A 23,417-nucleotide genomic window follows, 5' to 3' on the forward strand; every position below is an offset into this window, starting at 1 on the left:
GCGCCATTAATCACTTCTGGTAAGGGACATGCAGCAACTTCGGACGACCCTCGGACTTAGCCGGGGGGTGACCGGAGATTCGAGCATGGAACAGCTTGTGCATCGCGCCATCGCCGACCGCCGTCGCGAACGGCGCTATCATGTGGACATAGGCGGCACCTTGATCGGCGAGGATGGTGTGAGCATCGCCGTCATGGTCCGCAATCTGTCGGTCTATGGCGCCCTTGTCAGTGGCAGCCCCATGGTCAGGATCGGCGAGCGGATGACGCTCATCCTGCCTTTTCTCGAGCGGGAAGCTACGCTGATCTGGCACGATCTTGATCGATGTGGGCTATTGTTCGATCGCCCGATCGACCCCGTCATTGCGCTGGTCAACGCCGCATCGATGTCGAACAGGACAGGATTTGAATCCACGATGGGCATAAACCCACGGCGGATGTCATCTTTACCGTAACCGGCGTTAGCGCACGGTTGCTCCGGCTTTATAAGCAAAGCCGCGACCGTCGCCCATCGTCATCATGTGCGGCTCGTTCGACGCGTTCGCCGACGCCACCTATGCGGAAGTGATGGCGGGCACGCTGGCAGGGGATTTCCTGCTGATCCTCGACCATCTCCGCGAATGGGACGAGGGCGGGGTATGGGCGCTGGCATATGCCCGCTGACGGTGAACCCGCGTGGCTACTAGCGTGGCAGGACCAGCAGAGTCAGCGGTAGATCGCGTCCCGTTGCAAAACATTGGGCTTCTTACGACAAAAATCGATGGCGGCATTCCACCGTGTCTCAAACCCAGCGATGCTCTGTCTCAATGCTTCCTGATCGCCTCTAGCTCGCTGAATAAGAGAAAGCATCTCAAACCCGATTTCCATTTTGTAAAGTTCATGATCTTTGAAAGACTTATCTGGATTTACAGATTTCCACCAATCCATGTCGCGAACAAATTGCGCGCATTTGTATTGAAGGATGCCCATCCCTCCAGGCGCTTTATAAGCGACCAGATCAAAGGGCATGGAAATTACCACGGGTAGCGGCGCGCCATTGGCATCCTTGGCGGGAGTGAAAGTGGAAGCGTTGGCGGCAGCAAGCGCAATTTGATCAAGGACAGGCGCGTTGCTCGTCAGCTTAATGCGCGCCTCGCTCATTTTACCGTCAATGCCAATTATGCCTTGAACAACCACTGGGCCATGATGGCCTAACGCTTTCTCAGATTCAGGCAACTCCGCGCGCGGCCCCTCGACGAAGGAAGGGGCGACCTTCATTTTCGGCTTGTTCGCGTCTGCCTCGGTCCACGTTTGACTTTGTCCAGTTGCAACAGCCGAAGTTTCTCCCTCGGCGACGACCCCCGCTGCCAGCAACGCCGCACCCGCGATAACTGCAAACATGCATCCCCCTTACAACGATAGTCACGCAACTGGCGGAAGAGGTGGGATTCGAACCCACGGACGGGTTGCCCCGTCGCCGGTTTTCAAGACCGGTTCCTTAAACCACTCGGACACTCTTCCATGCCGTTTCGGGGCTGGCAGCTTACGACAGGCTTATGGGCGAAACCACTCGGCGAATCGGACCTACGCTAACCCCTTGTAACCACACTCCTATTTCAACGCACAGGTCACCGGCTCCGGTAGCTTTCAAGACCTCTGCTTCTGACCAACCGGCCACCTGTCTTGGCCCGCTTCCTAGCGTCCGCGGCGGGCTTGCCAAGGAAAATATGCGAGGAACCGTTCGTCGCCTTCCGTGGCGGCAAACGCAATAAGGGATTCACGTTCCGTCCCCGCTGTGCAACAACAAGCCTATGGGAGATTCTCTGCGCACAGCCATAATTTCGGTTATTCTCGGTTGCGGCATGATCGCGGCCGGCGCGATTCCGGTCGCTACGCACGCTCAGGATGACGCCGGTTTTCAAGCCTATCTTGAGAGCCTGCGGCCCAAGGCCGCAGCGATGGGCATCAGCGACGCGACATTGAATCGCGTGTTTCCCGAACTGACGCCCAATCCGCGCGTCATCCAGCTCGATCAGAATCAGCCCGGCGGCGGTGCCTATTCGCCCATTCCCAATTTCGAGCCTTACCGGCAGAAACACGTCGATTCGGCGCGGATCAGTCGCGGCCGTATCGCCTATCAGGCCAACCGGGCTCGACTGGCCCGGATCGAGGCGGAAACCGGCGTTCCCGAGGAGATCATGGTCGCGATTTTCGGTCATGAAACCAATTACGGTTCCTACACCGGCGATTTCGACCTGATACGGTCGCTCGCAACCTTGTCATGGGAAGGGCGGCGCAGGACGCTTTTCGAGCCGGAATTGCTCGCCACGCTGAAGATGCTGGATAATGGAGTCCCCCGATCCCGGCTTGTGGGAAGCTGGGCAGGCGCCACGGGCTATCCGCAGTTTTTGCCAAGCGTCTATCTTCGGTTGGGCAAGGATGGCGATGGCGATGGCAAGGCCGACATCTGGACCAGCGAAGCCGACGCGCTGGCGTCCATCGCCAATTATTTCGTCCAGTCCGGCTGGCGGCGCGGACAACCTTGGGGCATATCGGTTTCGGTCCCCGCGTCGCTGGACCGGGCCAGCATGGCCGCACGGACATCGCCGACCCGGTGTCCGCGCGTGTTCAACCGCCATAGCCGCTGGCTCACCATTGCCGAGTGGCGGCGCTTGGGCCTGGTGCGAACAGGGGGGAACTGGCCGGCCGACACCGTCATGGCGACGCTGCTGGAGCCGGACGGGCCGAACAAGACGGCCTATCTCCTGACCAGCAACTATCGGGTCATCCTCGATTATAATTGCTCTAATTTCTATGCCTTGTCAGTGGGATTGCTCGCGGATGCCGTCAAACAATAGGGTATTCAGCCTGGCCGCCTTGGTCGCGCTGTCCGCGTCGGGCACGCCTTCGATGGCGCAAACCGCAACGCAGCCTGTCTCCATGGTAGCAGATACGCCGGTGGTTCTTGGCGCGCCCTATAGCGTTGGCGGGGTGACCTACCGTCCGGCCGATCCCCCCTATTATGACGAGACGGGCTATGCCGGTCGTTACGAACATGGCAGTCAGGACGGGACCACGGTGAATGGCGAGGCCTATGAGGCAACCGCCATAGCCGGGGCGCACAAGACCCTGCCCGTTCCAAGCTATGTCGAGGTGACATCGTTGGATAGCGGGCGCACCATCCTGGTCAGGGTCAACGATCGCGGTCCTATGCGGAACGATCAGATCATCGCATTGTCGCCCGGTGCGATCGCGCAACTCGGTGCGAAGGGCGATCCGTTTCCGGTCCGGGTCCGGCGTGTCAGTCCTCCCGATCAGGAACGCGTTGTCCTTCGGTCCAATGGTCGGGCGGCCGAGCGCCTGGAAACGCCGGCGGCTTTGCTTGCCGTCCTGCGTGGCAAGCTGCCGGCGGGCACATCCCCTGTCGCGACCGGTAAAACGGGAACGGCCGTTAAAGCCGCAGCTGCGCCGCCCAAAACATCGACCGCGCCCAGGGCGGGCGCGGATTTCGATGGAAAGGCCGCGCCCGCGCCACTTCACCGGGCATCTTCACCGGCGCCGGCAAAGTCTTCGCCCGACGGCGGCACCTATGTCGTTCAGGTCGGCGCTTTTTCGTCGCAGGCCCGGGCGCAGGCGCTGGCCCGGCGAGCCGGTGCGCATGTCGAACAGAACGGCGCGCTGTGGCGCGTCCGCCTCGGGCCCTACGCAACGCTGGATGCGGCGAAGGCCGGCGCGCGCAGTGCGGCCGCCAAGGGGTTTGAGAATGGCCGCATCATGGCTAAGGACGCGAATTGAAGCGTGCCGCGCCGCGATTCCCAATCAGTTGAAGGCAGTTCCCGATGAAGAAGTCCCTTGCCGTCCTCCTCGCCGCAGGATTGCTGGCCCAGCCGCTGATCGCGGCGGCGCCCCCCTACACGACCGAGGCACCGATCGCCTATATGAAGGATCTTTCGTCCGGGGCGGTGCTGTACGACAAGGGTGGCGAGACAAGGATACCGCCTGCGTCGATGGCGAAGATGATGACGGCGCATGTCGCTTTCCGCCTTATCCAGAAAGGCGAGCTGAAGCTGGACTCCAAATTCACGGTGCGCCCGGAAACCTGGCAGCGCTGGCATGGTCCGCAGGCCGGATCGACCATGTTCCTGTCGGCGGGGGAGGAGGTTTCGGTCGAAAACCTGCTCCACGGCATCGTCACCCTGTCCGGCAACGACGCCTGTGTCGTTCTCGCCGAAGGGATCGCCGGGACTGAGCAGGCCTTCGTCGCGCTGATGAACGAGGAAGGAAAGCGGCTGGGCCTGAGCAACAGCCATTTCGGCACCAGCAATGGCTGGCCTGACGAAGGCGTGACCTACGTCACCGCGCAGGACCTGGCGAAGCTGGCGCAGGCGACCATCGAAGAGACCCCGGATCTCTACAAGCGTTTCTACGCTACTCGTTCGTTCACCTGGGGCAAGACGATGGGCGGCAGCGACATCGAGCAGGCCAATCGCAATCCCATATTGGGCAAGATCGCGGGTGCGGACGGTCTGAAAACGGGCCACACCGAAGAAGCCGGCTTCGGCTTCACAGGGTCGGCCGAGCAGGATGGCCGTCGCCTCGTCATGGTCGTGGCCGGGTTGGGCAGCTTTAACGGACGTATCGCTGAATCCGTCCGGTTCATGGACTGGGGCTTCAAGGCCTGGAAGGCGCAGCCGCTGTTCCGGAAGGGACAGACCGTCGAGACCGCCGAGGTCCAACTCGGCAGCGCAACGAGCGTGCCGTTGGTGGCACCCCACAATATGGCGGTCACGCTGCCGCGCACTGCATCCGCCAATGTGCAGGTCAAGGTGGTCTATACCGGGCCGATCAAGGCGCCCATCGCAAAGGGGCAGCAGATCGCGCAACTCGTCGTGCAGACGCCCGATACGCCGCCGCAGATCATGCCTCTGGTGGCCGGTGAGGACGTGGCGGAGGCCGGTATTTTTGGCCGTCTCTGGAACGGCCTGAAGTCGCTGTTCGGGTGACGCCTGGGCGGTTCATCTCGCTGGAAGGCGGAGAAGGGGCCGGCAAGTCGACGCAGATTCGCGCTCTTGCCGACGCGTTGCGCGCGCGTGGTATCGACGTGGTTGTAACCCGCGAGCCGGGCGGAAGCGATGGGGCCGAAGCGATCCGCGCTCTGCTGCTGACGGGCAATGCCGATCGTTGGAGTGCCCGCGCCGAAGCTCTGCTGTTCGCGGCTGCCCGCGCCGACCATATCGAAAAGACGATCGCCCCTGCACTGGCACGCGGGGCATGGATATTGTCGGATCGTTTCCTTGATTCCAGCCGGGCCTATCAGGGCCAGGGCGAATTGACGGACGTGGACATTCTGACGCTCCACCGTATCGGCAGCAACGGCTTTCTGCCGGACAGGACGCTGGTGCTTACGCTGCCGGATACCGAGGCCGCACGGCGGGCAAAGGCACGCGATGGCGACTCGCCCGATCGGATAGGCGGCCGCAGCGATGAGTTCCATCGCGCCGTGACCGGTGCATTCGAACGCATCCTGCGGGAAGAACCGGGCCGTTGCGTCGCGGTCGATGCCTGCGGAGATGCGGAAAGCGTGACTGCCCGTCTGGTCGCCGCCCTGGCCGACATCCTGCCATGACCATGCTGCTGGGACATGATGCCCATGCAACGATGCTCATCAATGCGGCGCGGGGCCGACGCATGCACCATGGCTGGATTCTCGCAGGCCCCAAGGGCATCGGCAAGGCCAGTTTCGCCCGCGCTTTGGCGATGCGCCTGCTTGCCGATGCCGCCGGACCACAGGTGGAGCATGATGGCCTGCCGGTGCCCGAAAACCACCCCGTCCGCCGCCTGATAGAGGCCGGTGCCCATCCGGACTATGCCGAGTTGTCGCCGATCGAAAAGGAGGGAGTGACGGCCCGCAACATCAGCGTGGATCAGGTTCGCGGCCTGCAACGGTTGACGCACTCCGCGCCGTCTCTCTCGTCCCGGCGGGTTGTAGTGATCGACAGCGCCGACGATCTGGAACGCGGCGCCGCCAACGCTTTACTCAAGACATTGGAAGAACCGCCGGCAGATATGCTGTTTCTGCTCGTCAGTCATGCGCCGGGCCGTTTGCTCCCAACAATCCGGTCGCGTTGCCGCACCTTGCGGTTCGATCCGCTGGACGATGCAGCGATGCGGACGGCCCTAAAAGCAACGGATTCGTCTATCGCGTCGTCCGAACTGGAAGCGCTGGTTCGCATTGGCGACGGGTCGCCCGGAAGGGCGCTTCGATACGCGGGCCTCAACCTCTCCGAGATGGAACAGGCGCTCGCCGCACTGGCGGCGGAAGGGGATCTGGACAATCGGCAACGCCTCGCTCTGGCGAAAGCGCTTGCCTTGAAATCGGCACGTCCGCGCTATGAGGCGTTTCTCGAGCGCGCGCCGTCATTCATCGCGCAGGCAGCGCGCCACCGCGACGGGACCGCATTGAGGCAGGCCCTCGATTGCTGGGAAACGGCGCGTCATCTTGCCGCCGGTGCGCTAATCCTGTCGCTCGACCCGGCCGCGGTCGTTTTCGAACTGGCCGGTCATGTCGCGGCACTGGCACCAGGACATAAGGCCTGAAAAGCGTCTTTGCGCGGAAGCAAACTGCGGTTAGGGATGCCCCATGTCTCAGCCTTACACCATCACCACGGCCATATCCTATCCCAACGGCCGCCCGCATATCGGCCATGCCTATGAAGTAATAGCAACCGATGCGTTCGCCCGGTTCCAGCGGATGATGGGACGAGACGTATTCTTCCAGACCGGCACGGACGAACACGGGCTGAAAATGGCGCAGACGGCCCGGGGGCGGGGCCTCGCACCGGCTGAGCTTGCGGAAGAAATGTCAAGCTACTTCAAGGATATGAACGACAGTTTGAATATCAGTCATGATCGTTTCATCCGCACCAGCGAGCCGGATCATCATGGTGCCAGTCAGGCCATCTGGCAGGCGATGCAGGACAATGGCGACCTGTATCTGGGCCGCTATGAAGGCTGGTATTCGGTACGCGACGAAGCCTTTTACGACGAAAAGGAAATTGTCGACGGGGAAGGCGGCATCAAGCTGTCGCCTCAGGGGACGCCGGTCGAATGGACCGTGGAGGAAAGCTGGTTCTTCCGCCTGTCGGCGTATCAAGACAGATTGCTGGCGCTTTACGCGGATCAGCCTGGCTTCATCCAGCCAGAAAGCCGTCGCAACGAGATAATGCGGTTCGTCGAAGGTGGCCTGAGCGACCTTAGCGTGTCCCGTACCAGCTTCGATTGGGGGGTGAAGGTCCCCGGCAGCGACGGCCATGTCATGTATGTGTGGGTCGATGCGCTGACCAACTATCTGACGGGCTGCGGCTATCCCGATGATCTCGAGCGGATGGCGCGCTATTGGGCCGAAGGCGGTGACATCACGCATATAATCGGCAAGGATATCGTTCGTTTTCATACGGTTTACTGGCCGGCTTTCCTGATGAGCGCCAAGTTGCCGCTGCCCCGGCAAGTCTTCGGCCATGGCTTTCTGCTCAATCGCGGCGAGAAGATGTCCAAGTCGCTCGGCAATGTCGCCGACCCGATGGAGCTGGCCGACCGGTTCGGCGTGGACCAGCTTCGCTATTTCCTGCTGTCAGAAGTCACGTTCGGCAACGACGGCAGCTACAGCGCCGACGCGATCGTCGCGCGGTCCAACAGCGATCTTGCCAACAGCTTCGGCAATCTGGCGCAGCGCACCTTGAGCTTTATCGCCAAGAATCTTGCAGGCGCGCTTCCCGAGGCTGCCGCCCAGGATGTCGATACCGCCTTGAGCCATACGGTCGCGGATGCTGCTGAGGCCTTCCGCACAGCCATGGACGGCCTTGCCCCGTCGGTCGCGATCGAGAGCTGGCTACGCGCGGTTTTCGCCTGCAACGCCTACATTGATGCGCAAGCGCCCTGGACCCTGCGCAAGACCGATCCCGCACGCATGGAGGCTGTGCTCGCCACCCTGTACGAGGCTATCGGTAATCTCGCGATCATGATCCAGCCGGTCATCCCGTCAAGTGCCGAGGCGCTGCTCGAACAGATGGGGATCGGATTGGCGAAACGGACCTATGACGTCATAGGGCAGGACTGGTATTCCGATCTGCGTGCATCGGGTTTCACGCTGGATGCGCCCAAGCCGCTTTTCCCGCGTCTCGATCTGGATACATGACGTCATGCTGATCGATAGTCATTGCCACTTGAATTACAAAGGCCTGGTGGAAGATCAGCTGAATATACTCGAACGCGCCCGGCAACGGGGCATCGGGCTTATGCTCAATATCGCCACGCGCGAAAGCGAGTGGGACGCGGTACTGGACACTGCGGTCCGGGAGCCTGACGTGTGGGCAACTGTGGGAATCCACCCCCATGAAGCGGACGATCATCCGCATATCGACACCGCAAAGCTCATCCAGTGGGCCACCCATCCTCGTGTCGTGGGGATCGGCGAGACCGGCCTCGATTATTATTATGACCATAGCGACCGCCAGCGCCAGCAACGCAGCTTTCGCGCCCACATTGCGGCCGCACGCGATACCGGCCTGCCGGTGATCGTGCATACGCGCGATGCGGAGCAGGACACGCTGGCCATCATGCGCGAAGAAATGGAGAAGGGCGCCTATAGCGGCGTGATTCACTGTTTCACCGCCAGCGGCGCCTTTGCCGACGCCGCGCTGGACCTGGGCTTATATATCAGCCTGTCCGGCATCGTGACCTTCAAGAGTGCGCGAGACCTCCAGGAAACCGCGGCGCGGCTTCCGCTGGACCGTCTGCTGGTCGAAACCGATTCACCCTTTCTGGCACCGGTGCCGCATCGGGGGAAATCCTGTGAGCCCGCCTATGTTGCCGACACGGCGGCGTTCCTCGCCGACCTGCGGGGCGAAACGCTGGAGGATCTGGCGGCCGCGACCACCGCCAATTTCCATGCGCTGTTCGCCAAGGCCGCATGAGTTTCAAGGTGACGATCCTGGGCAGCGGCACCTCATCGGGCGTGCCCAGGATCGGCAATGACTGGGGTGCATGCGACCCGGCCGAACCGAAGAACCGACGCACACGGGTGTCGATTCTGGTCGAGAGTTCGACGACGCGGATCCTGGTCGACACATCGCCGGACATGCGTGCGCAATTGCTGGCGGCGGATGTGATCCATATCGATGCAATCCTGTGGACGCACGATCACGCGGATCATAGCCACGGACTGGACGACGTAAGGCAACTCTACCACTACCGCCGCGCGCCTTTGCCCGGATATGCACGTGCGGAAACGCTGAAGCATTTGCAAGACCGGTTCGCCTATGCGTTCGAGGGGCGGAACGGGTATCATCCGACCATTGCTGGCCAAGTCCTGCCGGACACACTGCGCATCGGCGACATAGACATTGCCAGTGTCGATCAACCGCATGGCGAAATATGGTCGACCGGCTTCCGTTTCGTGCATTCGGGCCGTTCGATCGGCTATGCGACCGATTTTCACGAGATTACTCCGGCCATGCTGGCTCTCTATGACCGACTGGACATATGGGTCGTCGACGCCCTGCGCGAAAAGCCCCATCCAACCCATCCGCACCTAGCCATGACGCTGGGTGGTATAGCCGCGGTCCGGCCGGGTCGGGCCATCCTGACCCATATGGATCAGAGCATGGATTATGCGTCGCTTTGCGACAGCCTGCCCAACGGAGTCGAACCGGGCTATGATGGGCTGGTCATTGACCTTGCAACGATCGGCGACGCGTGATGGACGGGGATGGGGCAGCATCGGCGATTTGGTACCTTCTCGCCATGGTGCTCGTGGGATCAGCGCTGGTGGCCAGGCGCCTGCCAATCAGCAGCATCTTGCGGCTTGCTCTGGTCTGGGTCGCCATATTTGCGGGACTTCTGGGGTTGCTAAAGCTTGCGCAGGGGCAGGGTTATCTGACCGGGCGCTGGGCGGAGCAGGGGGGGGCGTCCGCTGATAACGGAACCATGATGTCGCTTCCGCCTGTCCGGGCGGAAGGGCAGAGCATACACATCGCACAGGCTCCCGATGGCCATTACTGGGTGGAAGGGACCATCAACGGAACGCCGGCACGGTTTCTGATTGACAGTGGTGCGACCTTCACCGCCTTGTCCGAAAACACGGCCCGCATCGCTGGCCTGAATTTCGATATCGGGGAACCTGGCATCATTATCAATACGGCGAACGGGCAGGTGCAGGCGCGACGTTCCAATGTCGCGACCCTGGCGATAGGCCCGGTGCAGACGAGCGATCTGCCCGTCGTCGTGTCGCCCGCGTTCGGGGAGGTCAATGTGATCGGCATGAACATGCTGTCGCGGCTGAACAGCTGGGGCGTACGCGACGGCGACATGGTCTTGACGCCATGACGCCACCGCCCAGCCAAAAGGACCGCCTGAAAGCCATATTGGGCGGGTCCACCGGCAATCTTGTCGAATGGTATGACTGGTATGCTTATTCGGCCTTCACCCTCTATTTCGCTCCCCATTTCTTTCCGAGCGAGGATCGCACCGCCCAGTTGTTGAGCGCAGCCGGCATATTCGCAGTCGGTTTCCTGATGCGGCCCATCGGTGCATGGTTGATGGGAATCTACGCCGACAGCCGGGGGAGGAAAAGCGGGCTCACGCTGTCCGTCTTGCTGATGTGCGCCGGATCTCTGCTGATCGCGGTCACGCCGGGCTATGAAACGATCGGTGTCGCCGCACCGTTGCTGCTGGTGCTCGCCCGGCTGATGCAGGGCCTGTCGATCGGTGGCGAATATGGCGCCAGTGCTACCTATCTGTCGGAAATGGCCGGTCGCAACCGGCGTGGATTCTTCTCCAGCTTTCAATATGTGACGTTGATCGCCGGGCAACTCGTGGCAATCTGCGTGCTGCTTGTCCTTCAGGCCGTGTTGACCACCGCACAGCTGGACGCGTGGGGCTGGCGTATTCCCTTCTTCATCGGCGGGCTGCTGGCCGTCATTGTTTTCTGGTTGCGGCGCGGTCTTGCCGAAACGCAGAGCTTTGTCGTCGCCCGCGCTGCGCATGCGCCCAAATCCGGCTTTATCGAACTGATGGCAAGGCATCCGCGCGAAACGTTGACGGTCATGCTGTTGACCGCAGGCGGGACCATCGCGTTCTACGCCTATTCCATATACATGCAGAAGTTCCTGGTGAATACCAGCGGCCTGAGCCGTGTTCTCGCGTCGCAAATCAATGCGGTAACGCTGTTTCTTTTCATGCTCTTGCAACCGTTGGCCGGCGCATTGTCCGATCGCATAGGGCGAAAGCCGCTCATGATCGGTTTCGGTACGCTGGGCATGATCTGCACCTATCCGATCTTCGCGACGCTGGCGGTTACGAAGGACCCGATCGTGGCCGGGCTGCTGGTTATGGCGGGTCTGGTCATCGTGACCGGCTACACGTCGATCAATGCGGTGGTGAAGGCCGAGTTGTTTCCGGCCCATATCCGCGCCCTTGGCGTCGCGCTGCCTTACGCGCTTGCCAACACCTTGTTCGGCGGCACGGCGGAGTTCGTGGCGCTCGGCCTGAAACAGGCTGGGCTCGAGTCCGCATTTTATATCTATGTTACCGTGATGATCGGCATCTCTCTCATCGTATATATCCGGATGAAGGATACGGCCCGACACAGCCTGATCCTGGAAGACTGAGACGAAAAGGGACAGGCGCTCTAAATTGTAGTTTAACATAATATATATTATCGAACCAGAATATCATAGCACTGCGTTGCCCGGTCGTCTCTCCATCGATCATTAGTCCCACCATTCGGAAGCCGTCATGTCTACTGCCAGTTCCACCGACATCATGCCGCTCGCGAGAGTAATGGCCAGATTGCGCGATCCAGACTCCGGATGTCCGTGGGACATCGCGCAAGATTTCGCATCGATCGCGCCCTATACGATCGAGGAAGCTTATGAGGTAGCGGACGCTATCGCGCGCGACGACATGTCCGCTCTCAAAGAGGAACTGGGCGACTTGCTGCTACAGGTCGTGTTCCATAGCCGTATGGCCGAACAGGCCGGGCATTTCCGCTTGCAAGATGTCGTGGACGCCATCACCGCCAAGATGATCCGGCGGCATCCGCATATATTCGGCAACGGTGGATGCCGGGAGGACGGGCATGCCCAGTGGGAAGCCATCAAGGCCGTCGAGCGTGCCGAAAAAGACCCGGACCGCAGTGCTTTGGCCGGTGTGGCGATCGCCCTGCCCGCGCTGCTCCGCGCGGAAAAGCTGCAAAAGCGCGCTGCGCGCATGGGATTTGACTGGCCGGACCTGAACGGCGTCATGGACAAGATCGCCGAAGAGATCGATGAAGTGCGCGATGCGACGACATCAGCCGAACAAGAAGAAGAAGTAGGCGACCTTCTCTTCGCGGTCGTCAACCTGGCACGGCACATGAAGATCAATCCGGAAAAAGCTCTTCATGAGGCAAACAGGAAATTCGACCGCCGGTTTCGATCCATGGAATCGCTTGCCGGCGATGATTTTGCCGCCCTGCCCCTGGAAGACAAGGAAGCCTTGTGGAAGCAGGTGAAGCGCACCGGTCAGCAAAGCTGAGCGACGCGCCTCCCCCGTCTCATTATTCCTTATCCTCGCTTAGGATCAGGAGCCAATCAGCTTCATGACGCCCTGCTGGCTCTGATTGGCCTGCGCCAACATTGCGGTTGAGGCCTGGCTCAATATCTGTGCCTTCGCGAGCATGGTCGTCTCGTTGGAGAAATCCGCGTCTTCGATGCGGCTGCGCGAATCCGTCAGACTGAGTATCTGGGTCGACAGATTGTTGACCACGGATTCCAGCCGGTTTTCCATCGCGCCGAAATTACTGCGCGACGACGATATGGTAGATAGTGCGTCGTCAAATTTCGCAAGATCGGCGCTGCTGAAGGCCCCGGCGGTCGGATCGATCACGGAACCACCAGCCGATACTATGGCGGTAAGCGTTGCGTCGCCGAGCAGGTCGTCGAGCGTAATAGATAGTTGGTCGGCAGCGTTGGCGCCAGCCTGTATCCCGATCGAAGCAACCGAACCGTCGAACAATTTGGCGCCGTTGAAGCTGCTGTTGGTGAGTTGATCGTTGATCTGGACAGCGAGCTGATCCATTTCCGTCTTGATCGCGGATTTCGCATCAGCGTCGTTGGTGCCGTTAAGCGCCTGCACCGTCAGTTCGCGCATCCGCTGCAACATGTTGGTGACTTCACCCAGTGCACCATCGGCGGTTTGCGCCAGCGAAATGCCGTCATTCGCGTTACGGATGCCCTGCGTCATTCCCCGGATCTGCGACGTCATCATCGTCGAGATACCAAGACCGGCGGCATCGTCTTTCGCGGAATTGATGCGCTTGCCGGTCGACAGACGTTCCATCGCCTTGCCAAGCATGGCGGATGCGGAGTTCGAGGCATTTGTCGTCCGCAACGCGGCCGAATTGGTTCCGACGACAGTCATAGAGTCCCCTTCCATGAACCATGTTCGATTGACCGAGACCACCATGTCCGGCCTTCACAGGAGCCAGAACGGCATCCTTCCAACGAGCTTTAGAGATGTTGCGGAAAAAGGTTAGCGACCAGGTAACGGTGATGCATAACATATTGAAATATATATCATAACGTTACCCAGTCGGACCGCATCGTGCATTCGGAAATGCTAGGGGGCCGGGAGGCCCGGTCATTTTCTTCCGAACAGCTTTTCAATGTCGCCATGCTGAAGTTTTACCCATGTGGGGCGGCCGTGATTGCACTGTCCGGATCGCGGCGTCACCTCCATCTCGCGTAGCAATGCGTTCATTTCCGCGACGCTGAGCACCCTTCCCGCGCGCACAGACCCATGGCAGGCCATCGTTGCGGCGACCAGGTCCAGCCGTTCGCGAAGCGAAAGCGTGCTGTCATAGGCGGCAAGGTCGTCGGCGAGATCCGACACCAGCCCCCGGACGTCCGACTGCCCGAGCATGGCCGGAACCGCGCGCACCAACATCGCGGCCGGCCCGAACCGCTCGATCTCAAGCCCGACTGACCGGAACTCGGCGCACCTCTCCTCCAGCCGGTCGCAGGCTGGCTCATCCAGTTCCACCACTTCTGGCAGCAGAAGGGCCTGGCTCGTGACGCCCTGCCCCTCCATCGCGCGGCGCATCCGTTCCAGCGTGAGCCTTTCATGGGCGGCATGCTGGTCGACGATGACCAGCCCGTCTTCCGCTTCCGCCACGATATAGGTTCGAGCAACCTGGCCGCGCGCTACGCCCAGGGGAAAGCGCGTACCCTCTGGCACCGAAGCGACAGCCGGTTCCGCGCGTGCATGTGGCGGGGGCGTGATGAACGACGCCCGGCGGTCGGCCAAGCTCGTTCGCGCAAGTGGATTATAGTCTGCCGGATCCCCGGCCGCCTCGAAAATGGGAAGGGCGCCGATGGATGTCGGCGACACGGGCTCGGCCTTCCAGGCTTGCAGCGCGGCGGGATCGGGGTGTTGCACCGCCCGGAATCCTTCCGCGTCCAAGGCCCGGCGAAGTCCGGAAACGATCATCCCGCGCACCATCGCCGGATCGCGAAACCGCACTTCGGTTTTCGCCGGATGGACGTTCACGTCCACGTCGAGCGGTGGTACGTCCAGGAACAGGGCCACGACAGGGTGACGGTCGCGCGCAAGCATGTCGGCATAAGCTCCCCGGACCGCTCCGATCAGCAACCGGTCCCGGACCGGACGGCCGTTGACGAACAGATACTGGTGATCGCCCACCCCCCTGTTATAGGTGGGTATGGAGGCGACCCCCGACAGGCGGACGCCATCGCGTTCCAGACTGACGATCACGTGATTGTCTGCCAGTTGTCGGTCAGTCAGAGCGGCGACACGGTCTTCGCGCGCTTCGCCGCCCTGAACGCCCAGAACGCGCCGCCCGTCATGTTCGACGGAAAAGGCAACCCGGGGGTGTGCCATAGCGAGACGGCGCAGGACGTCGAGGCAGGCGGCATATTCGGATTTGGGCGACCGGAGGAACTTTCGGCGGGCGGGAACCCGTCCGAACAACTGCTCCACGGTCACGCGGGTCCCGGGAGGAATGGCGACCGGCCCTTCGGCGGCCAGCCGGCCATTATCCACCGTCCGGTTCCATCCGTCTGCACCGGCGAGCCGGCTGTCGATCGACAACCGGGCGACACTTGCGATGGATGGCAGCGCCTCCCCTCGAAAACCCAAAGTGGCCACATTTTCAATGGCCTCATCATCCGGCATCTTCGACGTCGCATGCCGTTCCAGGGCCAGCGCCATGTCTGTCGCATTCATGCCGCAACCGTCGTCGCTCACCTCGATCCGGTCCAGCCCGCCATTGGAAAGTCGGATGGCAATACGAGTCGCGCCGGCGTCGAGCGCGTTTTCGACCAGTTCCTTGAGCGCGCTGGCGGGTCTTTCGACCACTTCACCGGCGGCAATGCGGTTGACCAGATGTTCAGGCAGACGGCGTATTGACATTGATTAGGGACTAGCCCAAGCGAGCGCTTTCCGCGACCCGCGAACCTAAAATTTTTGCATCTGCTAGGTGCAGGGAAACAGGGATTGGCGGGAAACGGAACGGCACACCGACCGATCCTCTCTTCGCGTCATGGGGACGGCTGGCGAAACAGGATAAGGCATGTCGATCTTCTCGCGTCTCTTCAAATTTTCCTCGCAGGATATGGCCATCGACCTCGGCACCGCAAACACGGTGGTCTATGTTCGCGGACGCGGCATCGTCCTCAATGAACCCTCGGTCGTCGCGGTCGAGACGCTGAACGGCGTCAAGCGGGTGAAGGCCGTTGGCGAAGATGCGAAGCTCATGATGGGCAAGACGCCCGACTCGATCGAAGCCATCCGTCCGCTGCGCGATGGCGTGATCGCCGACATCGATGTCGCCGAACAGATGATCAAGCATTTCATTACCAAGGTGCACGGCGGCAAGCACAGTCCATGGCGCGCGCCCGAAATCGTGATCTGCGTGCCGTCGGGATCGACCAGCGTTGAACGTCGCGCAATCCGCGACGCCGCGAGCAATGCCGGCGCGTCCCAGGTTTTCCTGATCGAAGAACCGATGGCAGCTGCGATCGGGGCCGACATGCCGGTGACGGAACCGATCGGTTCGATGGTGGTCGACATCGGCGGCGGCACCACCGAAGTCGCCGTGCTGTCGCTGCGCGGCCTCGCCTACACGACCTCGGTGCGCGTCGGCGGCGACAAGATGGACGAGGCCATTGTCTCGTTCGTCCGGCGCCATCACAATCTGCTGATCGGTGAAGCCACTGCGGAGCGGATAAAGAAGCAGTTCGGCGTTGCGCAACCGCCCGAAGACGGCGTGGGCGAGACCATCCATATCAAGGGTCGCGACCTGGTGAATGGCGTGCCCAAGGAAATCAGCATCAATCAGGGCCAGATCGCCGACGCGCTGGCCGAACCGATCAGCACCATTGTCGAAGGCGTGCGCATCGCCCTCGAAAATACGGCGCCGGAACTGGCTGCGGACATTGTCGACCAGGGCATCGTCCTGACCGGTGGCGGCGCGCTGCTCAAGGGGCTTGATGACGAACTGCGCGACGAGACGGGCTTGCCGGTCACAATCGCCGAGGATCCGCTGACCTGCGTCGCGATCGGGACCGGCCGGGCGATGGAGGATCCAATCTTCCGGGGCGTGCTGCAAACTGCCTGATCGCGAAAGGGGAGACCGTAGATGGCGCGGCCACCCAGCCGACGTCCCGGGGTCAACCGGAAGGCGCAATATAGTCTGTTCGCCAGCTATGTGGCCGCCCTTACGGGGGCGGCAGTCGGGTTGCTGCTGGTGGCGATCGCGATATTCGATCCTACCGGTTTTGTCGCCCTGAGGACCCTGACCGCGGAACTGACGCGACCGGCATCATCCGGTTTGCGCAACATGATGAGCGGTATCGGGTCGGTCGACGAGGTATTGGCCGCCTATTGGCGTGCGGGGTCGCAGAATATCGCGCTACGCCGGCAGGTGGAGGCCGAACGCAACCGGGTGATCGAAGCAAAGGCTATCGCCCAGGAAAATATGCGCCTCAAGAAGCTGCTTAAGCTCGTCGACGATGACCAAAGCGACCTGTTGACCGCTAGGTTGATCAGTTCCTCTTCGTCCAGCGCGCGCCGTTTCGCCCGGTTGAACGCCGGACGGTGGCAGGGCGTGCGCACGGGAATGCCGGTGCGCGCCGCGGAGGGATTGGTGGGCCGGGTGTACAGCACGACGCCCAATACGGCCGACGTCCTGCTCCTGACCGACACCGCCAATATCGTTCCGGTGCGCCGGGCAAATGACAGCGTCCCCGCTATTTCAACTGGCGCCGGAGACGGATCGGTGGAAATCCGGGCCTTGTCTGCCGGTCGCAACCCGTTCCAGCCCGGCGACCTTCTGGTGACGTCCGGGGTCGGCGGCATCTATCAGCCCAACATTCCCGTGGCTGTCGTCGTCCGGATACAGGGCGAGGTCGCATGGGGCTTTCCCCTGGCCAATCCGTCCCGTATCGACGCTGTCGTCGTGGAACGGGCGTTTGAGGAGGTCGTTACCCGATCGGATGCGGCGGGCCCTGCGTCAGGGGGCGGGCAGCCTCCTGCCGTTGACGCTTCCGCGCCATGATCGACCCGCATCTTCGACATGTGCCACGCCTCGGCAAGCACCCCAGCCGTTTTCGGTTGGCGGGCACGCCGATCGTCACGGTCCTGATCGGATCCATGGCAACGGCTCTTCCCGTCATCGCCCAGTCTCCCGTCATGCCGCAGTTCGGCCTGTTGCTACTGCTGTCCTGGCGGTTGCTGCGTCCGGAAATGTGGCGGCCGTGGGTCGGCGTGCCCCTCGGTCTTTTCGATGACATGCTCAGCGGGCAGCCGATTGGTTCGGCCATGTGCCTGTGGACGATAGCACTGATCGGTATCGATGCGATCGAACATCGCCTGGTCTGGCGCAGCTATCGACAGGACTGGCTAATCGCTTGCCTGGCCATTATAATCTGCTCCGTCGTCGGTTGGTTCTTCGCGCGCATCACCGGCGGCGGCAATGTCAGTTTCTGGTTGATCACGCCCCAAATGGTCTGGACGATCCTGCTTTTTCCCTTCGTCGTCCGGCAATGCGCCCGGATAGACCGCTGGCGCGTGATGGCATGAAATTTCCCTCCACGAAGCGAAAAGTCGTAACCGAGGCTACCCAGACCCTCACCTTCACGCGCCGGGCCACGATTGTGGGCGCGATTCAAGGCGGTATAGGAGCGGTTCTTGCAGGCCGGATGGCCTGGATAAGCGTGGTTGAAAATGAGAGATACAGCCTGCTGTCCGAGAGCAATCGCGTCAATTTGACGCTTATCCCGCCGCGCAGAGGCTGGATTCTGGACCGAAACGGCAAGCCGCTCGCAAATAATCGCACCGATTTTCGCGTCGACCTGATCCCGCAGCGGGTGGTCGATGCCGAAGCCACCATCGCCAGTTTGACCCGCCTGCTCAACCTGGAGCGCGAAGAGGCCGACCGGATACGGGAGGAACTCGAGAAGTCGGCCGGTTTCCAGCCCGTGCAGGTCGCCGACAAATTGACCTATGATCAATATGCCGCAGTTTCGGTGCGCCTGCTCGATCTTCCCGGTGTCGCGCCGAGCCAGGGATTTTCCCGCTTTTACCCAGCGGGTGCGTCGGTCGGCCACCTGCTGGGCTATGTCGGCGCGGCGACGGCGGAAGAATATAAAAAGAGAAAGGATCCCCTGCTCATCACGCCGGGGTTCAAGGTCGGCAAGGACGGCCTGGAGAAGGCATTCGACGAACAACTGACGGGCAAGCCCGGTGCCAAGCGCGTGGAAGTGACCGCGCGGGGCAAGATTGTGCGCGAACTCACCACCCGGCCCGATACCCCCGGCAACGCGATGAAGTTGACCATCGACGCGGGTTTGCAGGACTTTGCGGGTCGCCGGCTGGCGACGCAGAGCGGCGCGATTGTCGTGCTGGATTGCGCCAACGGCGACGTGCTTGCCATGGCATCCATGCCCAGTTTCGATCCGAACAGCTTTTCGGACGGTATCAGCCACCTCGAATGGGACATGCTGTCCAGGGACGATCATGTGCCCTTGCGCAACAAGGTGCTTCAGGGCCTGTATCCACCAGGATCGACGGTGAAGCCGATGGTGGCACTGGCCTTGTTGGAAGCTGGAATTTCACCGAACGATACAGTCAGCTGCGGCGGCGCCATCCGCGTGGGTAACACGCTGTTCCACTGTCACAAGCGGCGTGGGCACGGCTCTCTCAACATGCGCGGTGCGATCGCGCAGAGCTGCGACATATATTTTTACCAGATGGCCCAGCGCATCGGCATGGACCGGATCGCCAGCATGGCCCGGCGAGTAGGCATGGGGCAGCGGTTCGACATCCCCTTCCCCAGCCAGAGTTATGGCACGGTGCCGGACCCGGCCTGGAAGGAGCGCAAATACGGCAAATCCTGGCAGGTCTACGATACCGTCAACGCAACCATCGGCCAGGGCTACATGCTGATCAATCCGTTGCAGATGGCAGTTATGGCGGCTCGGCTCGCCACGGGCCGACAATTGATGCCCAATTTTATTCACGGTGCCCGCCGCCCCGCGCCACAACTCGTCGGGGTCAATGATGAACATCTGGTCGTGATCCGTGATGCCATGAATGCCGTGGTCAACGGCGGCGGCACGGGCGGCGCGGCGCGAATGAATATTCCCGGCGTCATGATTGCGGGAAAGACCGGAACGGCGCAGGTCCGCCGCATCACCATGGCGGAGCGCGCAGGCGGCGTGCGGGGCAACGCCTCCCTCCCCTTCAAATTGCGCGACCACGCACTTTTTCAGGGTTTCGCGCCTTTCGACAAACCTCGCTATGCGGTCGGATGCATCATCGAGCATGGGGGGCATACCATCCGCAACGAAGATGCTCCGATGATAGCGAGCGATACCCTCTCCTATCTGTTCGACCCTGAGCGCGCGATGGAGAAGCTCGTAACGCTTGAAAAAGGCTGGGGCGGCACGCCGGCGGAACGGCAGGCACGACAAGTGGCCTCCTTCCGCCTCGCCAAGGCGATCGAACGGGGCGAGGCAACGGCGTCAGAAGCGAACAACGCCACCAATGCAGCGGCGCCTGCAAACGCCAGCGCTACACCGGCCAGCCCCGACGAAGATGCCGCGGACGTGCCGCCGCCGCCCGGTGCGGAGGCAGCGACGACGCCGTGAGCATCATTCCGCAGCCCCTGACCCAATTTCCATGGCGCGTCATCCTCTTGCTGGTTGCTATCGCTACCTTCGGAACGCTGGTCCTCTTCAGCGCCGCCGATGGCAGCGTCTTTCCCTGGGCGATCAATCAGGCGGTGCGATTCTGCATATTCAGCGGTATGGCATTGACGCTCAGCCGCGTGCCGCCCGGCCTGTTCGCGCGCTTCGCCTTTCCCGCCTATGGCGCGATCCTGGCGGCTCTGGTGCTGGTAGAACTGATCGGGGGTGTCGCGGGCGGCAGTCAGCGCTGGATCAATCTGGGCTTCATGCAACTCCAACCCTCGGAATTCATGAAACCGATCATCGTGATCGCGGTAGCGCGCTTCTATGCTCTGCTGCCGGTGGGGGAAATCCGCCGCTGGAACGCGATATGGCCGGCGCTTGTGCTGATCGGCCTGCCCTGGTCGCTTGTGTTGATCCAGCCTGATCTGGGCACGGCGACAATGATCCTGGCCGGCGGTATCACCGTGATGTTCCTGGCCGGCCTGCCGCTGCGCCTGTTCGTGGGGTCCGGCCTGGCGGTTGCGGCCGTCATCCCGATCGCTTTCAGTTTCCTGCACGATTATCAGAAGAAGCGTGTACTGATCTTCATGGATCCGGAGAGCGATCCACTGGGCGCGGGTTATCATATCAGCCAGTCCAAGATCGCGATCGGATCGGGCGGCATATGGGGCAAGGGCTTCCTCCAGGGAACGCAGAGTCATCTCGACTATCTGCCCGAAGGGCATACGGACTTTGTGTTCGCTACCATGGCGGAGGAATGGGGACTGGTCGGCGGCGTGCTGCTCATCGGGGGGTTCATGCTGCTGTTTCGCTGGGGCCTGCGCGTCGCGATGCGGACGCCGGACAAGTTCAATCGACTGGTCGCCGCGGGGCTCACGACGACCATCTTCTTTTACGTCGCAATCAACCTGATGATGGTGATGGGGTTGGCACCGGTTGTGGGCATCCCCCTGCCCTTCATGTCTTATGGTGGTTCTTCGATGCTGACGGTGATGCTGTGCATCGGCATCATCATGGCCATTGACCGGGGAAACAAGCGTGCCAGCAGTCCGCGCAACTGGGGGTAAACGACCGCGGCGAAATTTTTCCGCGCCGCAGCGCAATTTGGGGTTTGCGAATCCGCAAGACGCTGCTAATTGCCCGCCCACGCCAACGGACACTGGCTTCGCCATCTGTCCAATGCCGGTGTGGACGCATAGCTCAGTTGGTAGAGCAGCTGACTCTTAATCAGCGGGTCCTAGGTTCGAGCCCTAGTGCGTCCACCACTTTCTCCTTATAAATCAATGTCCTGTATGACCAGATCAAGAGCCTCCGATTGAGCGGTTGAGTTCTAGGTAGCTCTCTAGGTAGCAGGACGGCCGAATCTAAAATTTCTTGTCGTCAGCGAAATTTCTGCGCAGATGCCTCGATCCGCGCCTCCCGCAACTCGCCCTGCGCCTGCTGGACAATTTACCCACTGCCGCCGACGCCCAAACCGTGATCGATGCGGCCAAAGGCATGGGGACCCTCGATCACGGCGACATCACGGAACTTCAGTGGCCTGCCATGAAATGGGCTTTGCCATAAGGCCGGAGCTACTCGCGGACATCAAGGTCGGGGACAAGGTCAATTGCGAGATCGATTGGGATGTGAACCGCCCCGGCTTTTCCGGAGGCATTTTCAATTGAGTCATGCGACCATATCGAGGGTCTCAATGGCTGCATAGTAGTTGGCCTCGGCCTCGGCGGGCGGGATGTGCCCGATGGGGCCGAACAGGCGGTGATTGTTGAACCAGTCCACTCAGCGCAGCGTTGCCATTTCCACGGCCGATACGCCCGGCCATGAACGCTGCCTCCAGATGACCTCGGCCTTGTAGAGGCCGTTGATCGTCTCCGCCAAGGCGTTGTCATAACTGTCGCCGACGCTGCCGACCGACGGCACGAGATTGGCTTCGGCCAGGCGCTGGGTGTAGTTCATGGCCAGGTATTGAACGCCTCTGTCGCTATGGTGGATCAGGCCATCCTCGGCACTCGGCCTGCGGGCATGGATCGCCTGCTCCAGGGCATCCAGCACGAAGCCTGCGGTGGCGCTGGTGCTGACCTTCCAGCCCACGATCCGGCGGGCGAAGGCATCGATCACGAAGGTCACGTAGACGAACCCGGCCCAGGTATGGACGTAGGTGAAGTCGACCACCCACAGTGCATTGGGCCGGCTGACGCGGAACTCGCGGTTGACTTTGTCCAGCGGGCATGGGGCCTTCGGGTTGCTGATGGTCGCCACCGTCGTCTTGCCCCACCGCACGCCAGCCAGTCCCATGACGCGCATCAGCCGCTCCACGGTGCACCTGGCCACATTGATCCCTTCGCGGCGCATCTGGTGCCAGACCTTGCGGGCGCCATAGAGACCAAAGCTGTTCTCGTGGACGCGCCTGATCGCCTTGCACATCTCGTCGTCGCGCCGGGCGCGAGCCGGACGCCTGCCGGGATCGGCAAGGCGGGCAGCGTGTTCGTGGTAGGAAGAGGGGGCGACCGCCAGTTCCCGGCAGATCGGCTCGACACCCAGTTCTTCCCGGTGAGCGTCAAGGAACGACATCACCATTTGCCGTGGCGGTCGAGCTCCGCCTGCGCAAAATACGCCGAGGCCTTGCGCAGGATCTCGTTCGCCCGGCGCAGCTCCTTGACCTCGCGCTCCAATGCCTTGACCCGGTCCCGTTCACTGACGGCCTGCGCCGCTGGCCCCGCTCGCCGGCTCGCCTCCTCGCGGCACCAGCGGCGCAGCGTCTCGGTCGTACAGCCGACCTTCCCGGCGATCGAGGTCAGCGCCGCCCACTCCGACGGGTAGTCTCCCCGGTGCTCCTCCACCATCCGCACCGCACGATCGCGAAACTCAGGCGAGAACTTCTTCCTTGTATTGCTTATCGTGGCTCCTTCTCACAGATAGGAGCCTCCAGAAAAGCCGGGGCGGTTCACCCTGTTCCCGTCAGCACCAATGGCACAGATTTGAGGTTGTGATTTAAGGAGTGTTGGGGCTTCGTCGTAGTGACGAAGGAACGAAGATGAAGCCCCAACACTCCTTGAAAAAATCGGCGACGAAGGCCCCTGCTGAGCGGGTCGTGAAGGACATTAGGCGCGCAACCTGGCGCCACTTCTCGGCCGAGGACAAAATCCGGATCGTGCTGGATGGCCTGCGCGGCGAAGACAGCATTGCCGAG

21 protein-coding genes, 2 tRNA genes, 2 pseudogenes and 1 other annotated feature are annotated in these 23,417 nt (G+C 61.7%); of the genes and pseudogenes, 20 read left to right on the plus strand and 5 right to left on the minus strand.

Going from position 1 to position 23,417, the window contains the following annotated elements; all coding sequences use genetic code 11:
* The first annotated feature begins 85 nt into the window (after positions 1-85).
* Positions 86-454 carry a PilZ domain-containing protein gene (locus J3E64_RS13895; RefSeq protein ID WP_253343609.1) on the plus strand — a complete coding sequence of 123 codons (369 nt, stop codon included), beginning with the start codon at positions 86-88 and terminating at the stop codon, positions 452-454.
* Positions 455-518: 64 nt separating this feature from the next.
* Positions 519-662, plus strand: a complete 144-nt coding sequence (locus J3E64_RS13900; RefSeq protein WP_253343610.1) for a hypothetical protein — start codon at positions 519-521, stop codon at positions 660-662.
* A 42-nt stretch (positions 663-704) separates the two neighbouring features.
* Here J3E64_RS13900 and J3E64_RS13905 read toward each other — a convergent pair whose 3' ends face one another.
* Together J3E64_RS13905 and J3E64_RS13910 are read right to left on the minus strand one after the other, a co-directional pair.
* Positions 705-1,379 (minus strand): TonB family protein, encoded by a 675-nt coding sequence (locus tag J3E64_RS13905; protein ID WP_253343611.1) that lies wholly within the window; start codon positions 1,377-1,379, stop codon positions 705-707.
* 30 nt (positions 1,380-1,409) lie between these two features.
* Positions 1,410-1,499 (minus strand) — tRNA-Ser (locus J3E64_RS13910).
* A gap of 290 nt (positions 1,500-1,789) precedes the next feature.
* On the opposite strand from J3E64_RS13910, the gene J3E64_RS13915 reads away from it, so the two are divergent.
* The 11 genes from J3E64_RS13915 to mazG all read left to right on the plus strand — a co-directional run bounded on the left by J3E64_RS13915 (position 1,790) and on the right by mazG (position 12,551).
* Positions 1,790-2,836, plus strand: coding sequence for a lytic transglycosylase domain-containing protein (locus J3E64_RS13915; RefSeq protein WP_253343612.1), 1,047 nt, complete (start codon positions 1,790-1,792; stop codon positions 2,834-2,836).
* Entirely contained in the window at positions 2,820-3,773 is a 954-nt protein-coding gene (locus J3E64_RS13920) for a septal ring lytic transglycosylase RlpA family protein (protein WP_253343613.1), read from the plus strand. Before J3E64_RS13915 ends, J3E64_RS13920 begins: the two co-directional genes overlap by 17 nt.
* Before the next feature lie 44 nt (positions 3,774-3,817).
* A complete protein-coding gene (locus J3E64_RS13925) occupies positions 3,818-4,981 on the plus strand; it encodes a D-alanyl-D-alanine carboxypeptidase family protein (protein ID WP_253343614.1) in 1,164 nt (387 codons plus the stop codon).
* Complete coding sequence (gene tmk, locus J3E64_RS13930) at positions 4,978-5,604, plus strand: dTMP kinase (protein ID WP_253343615.1); 627 nt, start codon at positions 4,978-4,980, stop codon at positions 5,602-5,604. The genes J3E64_RS13925 and tmk overlap by 4 nt, the downstream gene beginning before the upstream one ends.
* Positions 5,601-6,575 carry an AAA family ATPase gene (locus J3E64_RS13935; protein WP_253343616.1) on the plus strand — a complete coding sequence of 325 codons (975 nt, stop codon included), beginning with the start codon at positions 5,601-5,603 and terminating at the stop codon, positions 6,573-6,575. The genes tmk and J3E64_RS13935 overlap by 4 nt, the downstream gene beginning before the upstream one ends.
* A gap of 43 nt (positions 6,576-6,618) precedes the next feature.
* Positions 6,619-8,172: a methionine--tRNA ligase gene (gene metG / locus J3E64_RS13940; protein ID WP_253343617.1), complete on the plus strand. Its 1,554-nt coding sequence runs from the start codon at positions 6,619-6,621 to the stop codon at positions 8,170-8,172.
* A 4-nt stretch (positions 8,173-8,176) separates the two neighbouring features.
* Positions 8,177-8,950 carry a TatD family hydrolase gene (locus J3E64_RS13945; protein ID WP_253343618.1) on the plus strand — a complete coding sequence of 258 codons (774 nt, stop codon included), beginning with the start codon at positions 8,177-8,179 and terminating at the stop codon, positions 8,948-8,950.
* On the plus strand, positions 8,947-9,735 hold the full coding sequence (locus tag J3E64_RS13950) for an MBL fold metallo-hydrolase (RefSeq protein WP_253343619.1): 789 nt from the start codon (positions 8,947-8,949) through the stop codon (positions 9,733-9,735). The genes J3E64_RS13945 and J3E64_RS13950 overlap by 4 nt, the downstream gene beginning before the upstream one ends.
* The gene (locus J3E64_RS13955) at positions 9,735-10,361 is read left to right on the plus strand and encodes a TIGR02281 family clan AA aspartic protease (RefSeq protein ID WP_253343620.1); all 627 of its coding nucleotides are present in this window, start codon (positions 9,735-9,737) and stop codon (positions 10,359-10,361) included. Before J3E64_RS13950 ends, J3E64_RS13955 begins: the two co-directional genes overlap by 1 nt.
* Positions 10,358-11,644 carry an MFS transporter gene (locus J3E64_RS13960; RefSeq protein ID WP_253343621.1) on the plus strand — a complete coding sequence of 429 codons (1,287 nt, stop codon included), beginning with the start codon at positions 10,358-10,360 and terminating at the stop codon, positions 11,642-11,644. Before J3E64_RS13955 ends, J3E64_RS13960 begins: the two co-directional genes overlap by 4 nt.
* A gap of 127 nt (positions 11,645-11,771) precedes the next feature.
* Positions 11,772-12,551, plus strand: a complete 780-nt coding sequence (gene mazG / locus J3E64_RS13965) for a nucleoside triphosphate pyrophosphohydrolase (RefSeq protein WP_253343622.1) — start codon at positions 11,772-11,774, stop codon at positions 12,549-12,551.
* 45 nt (positions 12,552-12,596) lie between these two features.
* Here the strand turns inward: mazG and J3E64_RS13970 are convergent, their stop codons facing one another.
* Entirely contained in the window at positions 12,597-13,436 is an 840-nt protein-coding gene (locus tag J3E64_RS13970; protein ID WP_253343623.1) for a flagellin, read from the minus strand.
* A 219-nt stretch (positions 13,437-13,655) separates the two neighbouring features.
* Positions 13,656-15,446 (minus strand): DNA mismatch repair endonuclease MutL, encoded by a 1,791-nt coding sequence (mutL, locus tag J3E64_RS13975; RefSeq protein WP_253343624.1) that lies wholly within the window; start codon positions 15,444-15,446, stop codon positions 13,656-13,658.
* A gap of 160 nt (positions 15,447-15,606) precedes the next feature.
* Here mutL and J3E64_RS13980 point away from each other — a divergent pair, with 160 nt between their 5' ends.
* From J3E64_RS13980 to J3E64_RS14005, 6 genes are all read left to right on the plus strand, one after another.
* Positions 15,607-16,653 carry a rod shape-determining protein gene (locus tag J3E64_RS13980; RefSeq protein WP_021319842.1) on the plus strand — a complete coding sequence of 349 codons (1,047 nt, stop codon included), beginning with the start codon at positions 15,607-15,609 and terminating at the stop codon, positions 16,651-16,653.
* 21 nt (positions 16,654-16,674) lie between these two features.
* Entirely contained in the window at positions 16,675-17,592 is a 918-nt protein-coding gene (mreC, locus tag J3E64_RS13985) for a rod shape-determining protein MreC (RefSeq protein ID WP_253343625.1), read from the plus strand.
* The gene (gene mreD, locus J3E64_RS13990; protein WP_253343626.1) at positions 17,589-18,116 is read left to right on the plus strand and encodes a rod shape-determining protein MreD; all 528 of its coding nucleotides are present in this window, start codon (positions 17,589-17,591) and stop codon (positions 18,114-18,116) included. Before mreC ends, mreD begins: the two co-directional genes overlap by 4 nt.
* Positions 18,113-20,185, plus strand: coding sequence for a penicillin-binding protein 2 (gene mrdA / locus J3E64_RS13995; RefSeq protein WP_253343627.1), 2,073 nt, complete (start codon positions 18,113-18,115; stop codon positions 20,183-20,185). The genes mreD and mrdA overlap by 4 nt, the downstream gene beginning before the upstream one ends.
* Complete coding sequence (gene rodA / locus J3E64_RS14000) at positions 20,182-21,294, plus strand: rod shape-determining protein RodA (protein ID WP_253343628.1); 1,113 nt, start codon at positions 20,182-20,184, stop codon at positions 21,292-21,294. The genes mrdA and rodA overlap by 4 nt, the downstream gene beginning before the upstream one ends.
* A 122-nt stretch (positions 21,295-21,416) precedes the next feature.
* Positions 21,417-21,492 (plus strand) — tRNA-Lys (locus J3E64_RS14005).
* A 403-nt stretch (positions 21,493-21,895) separates the two neighbouring features.
* Here J3E64_RS14005 and J3E64_RS14015 read toward each other — a convergent pair.
* Positions 21,896-23,070: pseudogene (locus J3E64_RS14015) on the minus strand (IS3 family transposase).
* Positions 22,727-22,843: a sequence feature (AL1L pseudoknot), on the minus strand. (Overlaps the previous pseudogene by 117 nt.)
* 191 nt (positions 23,071-23,261) lie before the next feature.
* Between J3E64_RS14015 and J3E64_RS14020 the strand changes: the two are divergent.
* Positions 23,262-23,417 (plus strand): annotated as a pseudogene (locus J3E64_RS14020) (IS3 family transposase); the annotation flags it as partial.

Origin of the sequence: Sphingobium sp. OAS761, assembly GCF_024168485.1 — a bacterium.
Lineage (GTDB): Bacteria > Pseudomonadota > Alphaproteobacteria > Sphingomonadales > Sphingomonadaceae > Sphingobium.

Coding starts and splice junctions, on each gene's coding strand:
- J3E64_RS13895 (WP_253343609.1), top strand. CDS start 86: ATGGAACAGCTTGTGCATCGCGCCATCGCCGACCGCCGTCGCGAACGG.
- J3E64_RS13900 (WP_253343610.1), top strand. CDS start 519: ATGTGCGGCTCGTTCGACGCGTTCGCCGACGCCACCTATGCGGAAGTG.
- J3E64_RS13905 (WP_253343611.1), bottom strand. CDS start 1,379: ATGTTTGCAGTTATCGCGGGTGCGGCGTTGCTGGCAGCGGGGGTCGTC.
- J3E64_RS13915 (WP_253343612.1), top strand. CDS start 1,790: ATGGGAGATTCTCTGCGCACAGCCATAATTTCGGTTATTCTCGGTTGC.
- J3E64_RS13920 (WP_253343613.1), top strand. CDS start 2,820: ATGCCGTCAAACAATAGGGTATTCAGCCTGGCCGCCTTGGTCGCGCTG.
- J3E64_RS13925 (WP_253343614.1), top strand. CDS start 3,818: ATGAAGAAGTCCCTTGCCGTCCTCCTCGCCGCAGGATTGCTGGCCCAG.
- J3E64_RS13935 (WP_253343616.1), top strand. CDS start 5,601: ATGACCATGCTGCTGGGACATGATGCCCATGCAACGATGCTCATCAAT.
- metG (WP_253343617.1), top strand. CDS start 6,619: ATGTCTCAGCCTTACACCATCACCACGGCCATATCCTATCCCAACGGC.
- J3E64_RS13945 (WP_253343618.1), top strand. CDS start 8,177: ATGCTGATCGATAGTCATTGCCACTTGAATTACAAAGGCCTGGTGGAA.
- J3E64_RS13950 (WP_253343619.1), top strand. CDS start 8,947: ATGAGTTTCAAGGTGACGATCCTGGGCAGCGGCACCTCATCGGGCGTG.
- J3E64_RS13955 (WP_253343620.1), top strand. CDS start 9,735: ATGGACGGGGATGGGGCAGCATCGGCGATTTGGTACCTTCTCGCCATG.
- J3E64_RS13960 (WP_253343621.1), top strand. CDS start 10,358: ATGACGCCACCGCCCAGCCAAAAGGACCGCCTGAAAGCCATATTGGGC.
- mazG (WP_253343622.1), top strand. CDS start 11,772: ATGTCTACTGCCAGTTCCACCGACATCATGCCGCTCGCGAGAGTAATG.
- J3E64_RS13970 (WP_253343623.1), bottom strand. CDS start 13,436: ATGACTGTCGTCGGAACCAATTCGGCCGCGTTGCGGACGACAAATGCC.
- mutL (WP_253343624.1), bottom strand. CDS start 15,446: ATGTCAATACGCCGTCTGCCTGAACATCTGGTCAACCGCATTGCCGCC.
- J3E64_RS13980 (WP_021319842.1), top strand. CDS start 15,607: ATGTCGATCTTCTCGCGTCTCTTCAAATTTTCCTCGCAGGATATGGCC.
- mreC (WP_253343625.1), top strand. CDS start 16,675: ATGGCGCGGCCACCCAGCCGACGTCCCGGGGTCAACCGGAAGGCGCAA.
- mreD (WP_253343626.1), top strand. CDS start 17,589: ATGATCGACCCGCATCTTCGACATGTGCCACGCCTCGGCAAGCACCCC.
- mrdA (WP_253343627.1), top strand. CDS start 18,113: ATGAAATTTCCCTCCACGAAGCGAAAAGTCGTAACCGAGGCTACCCAG.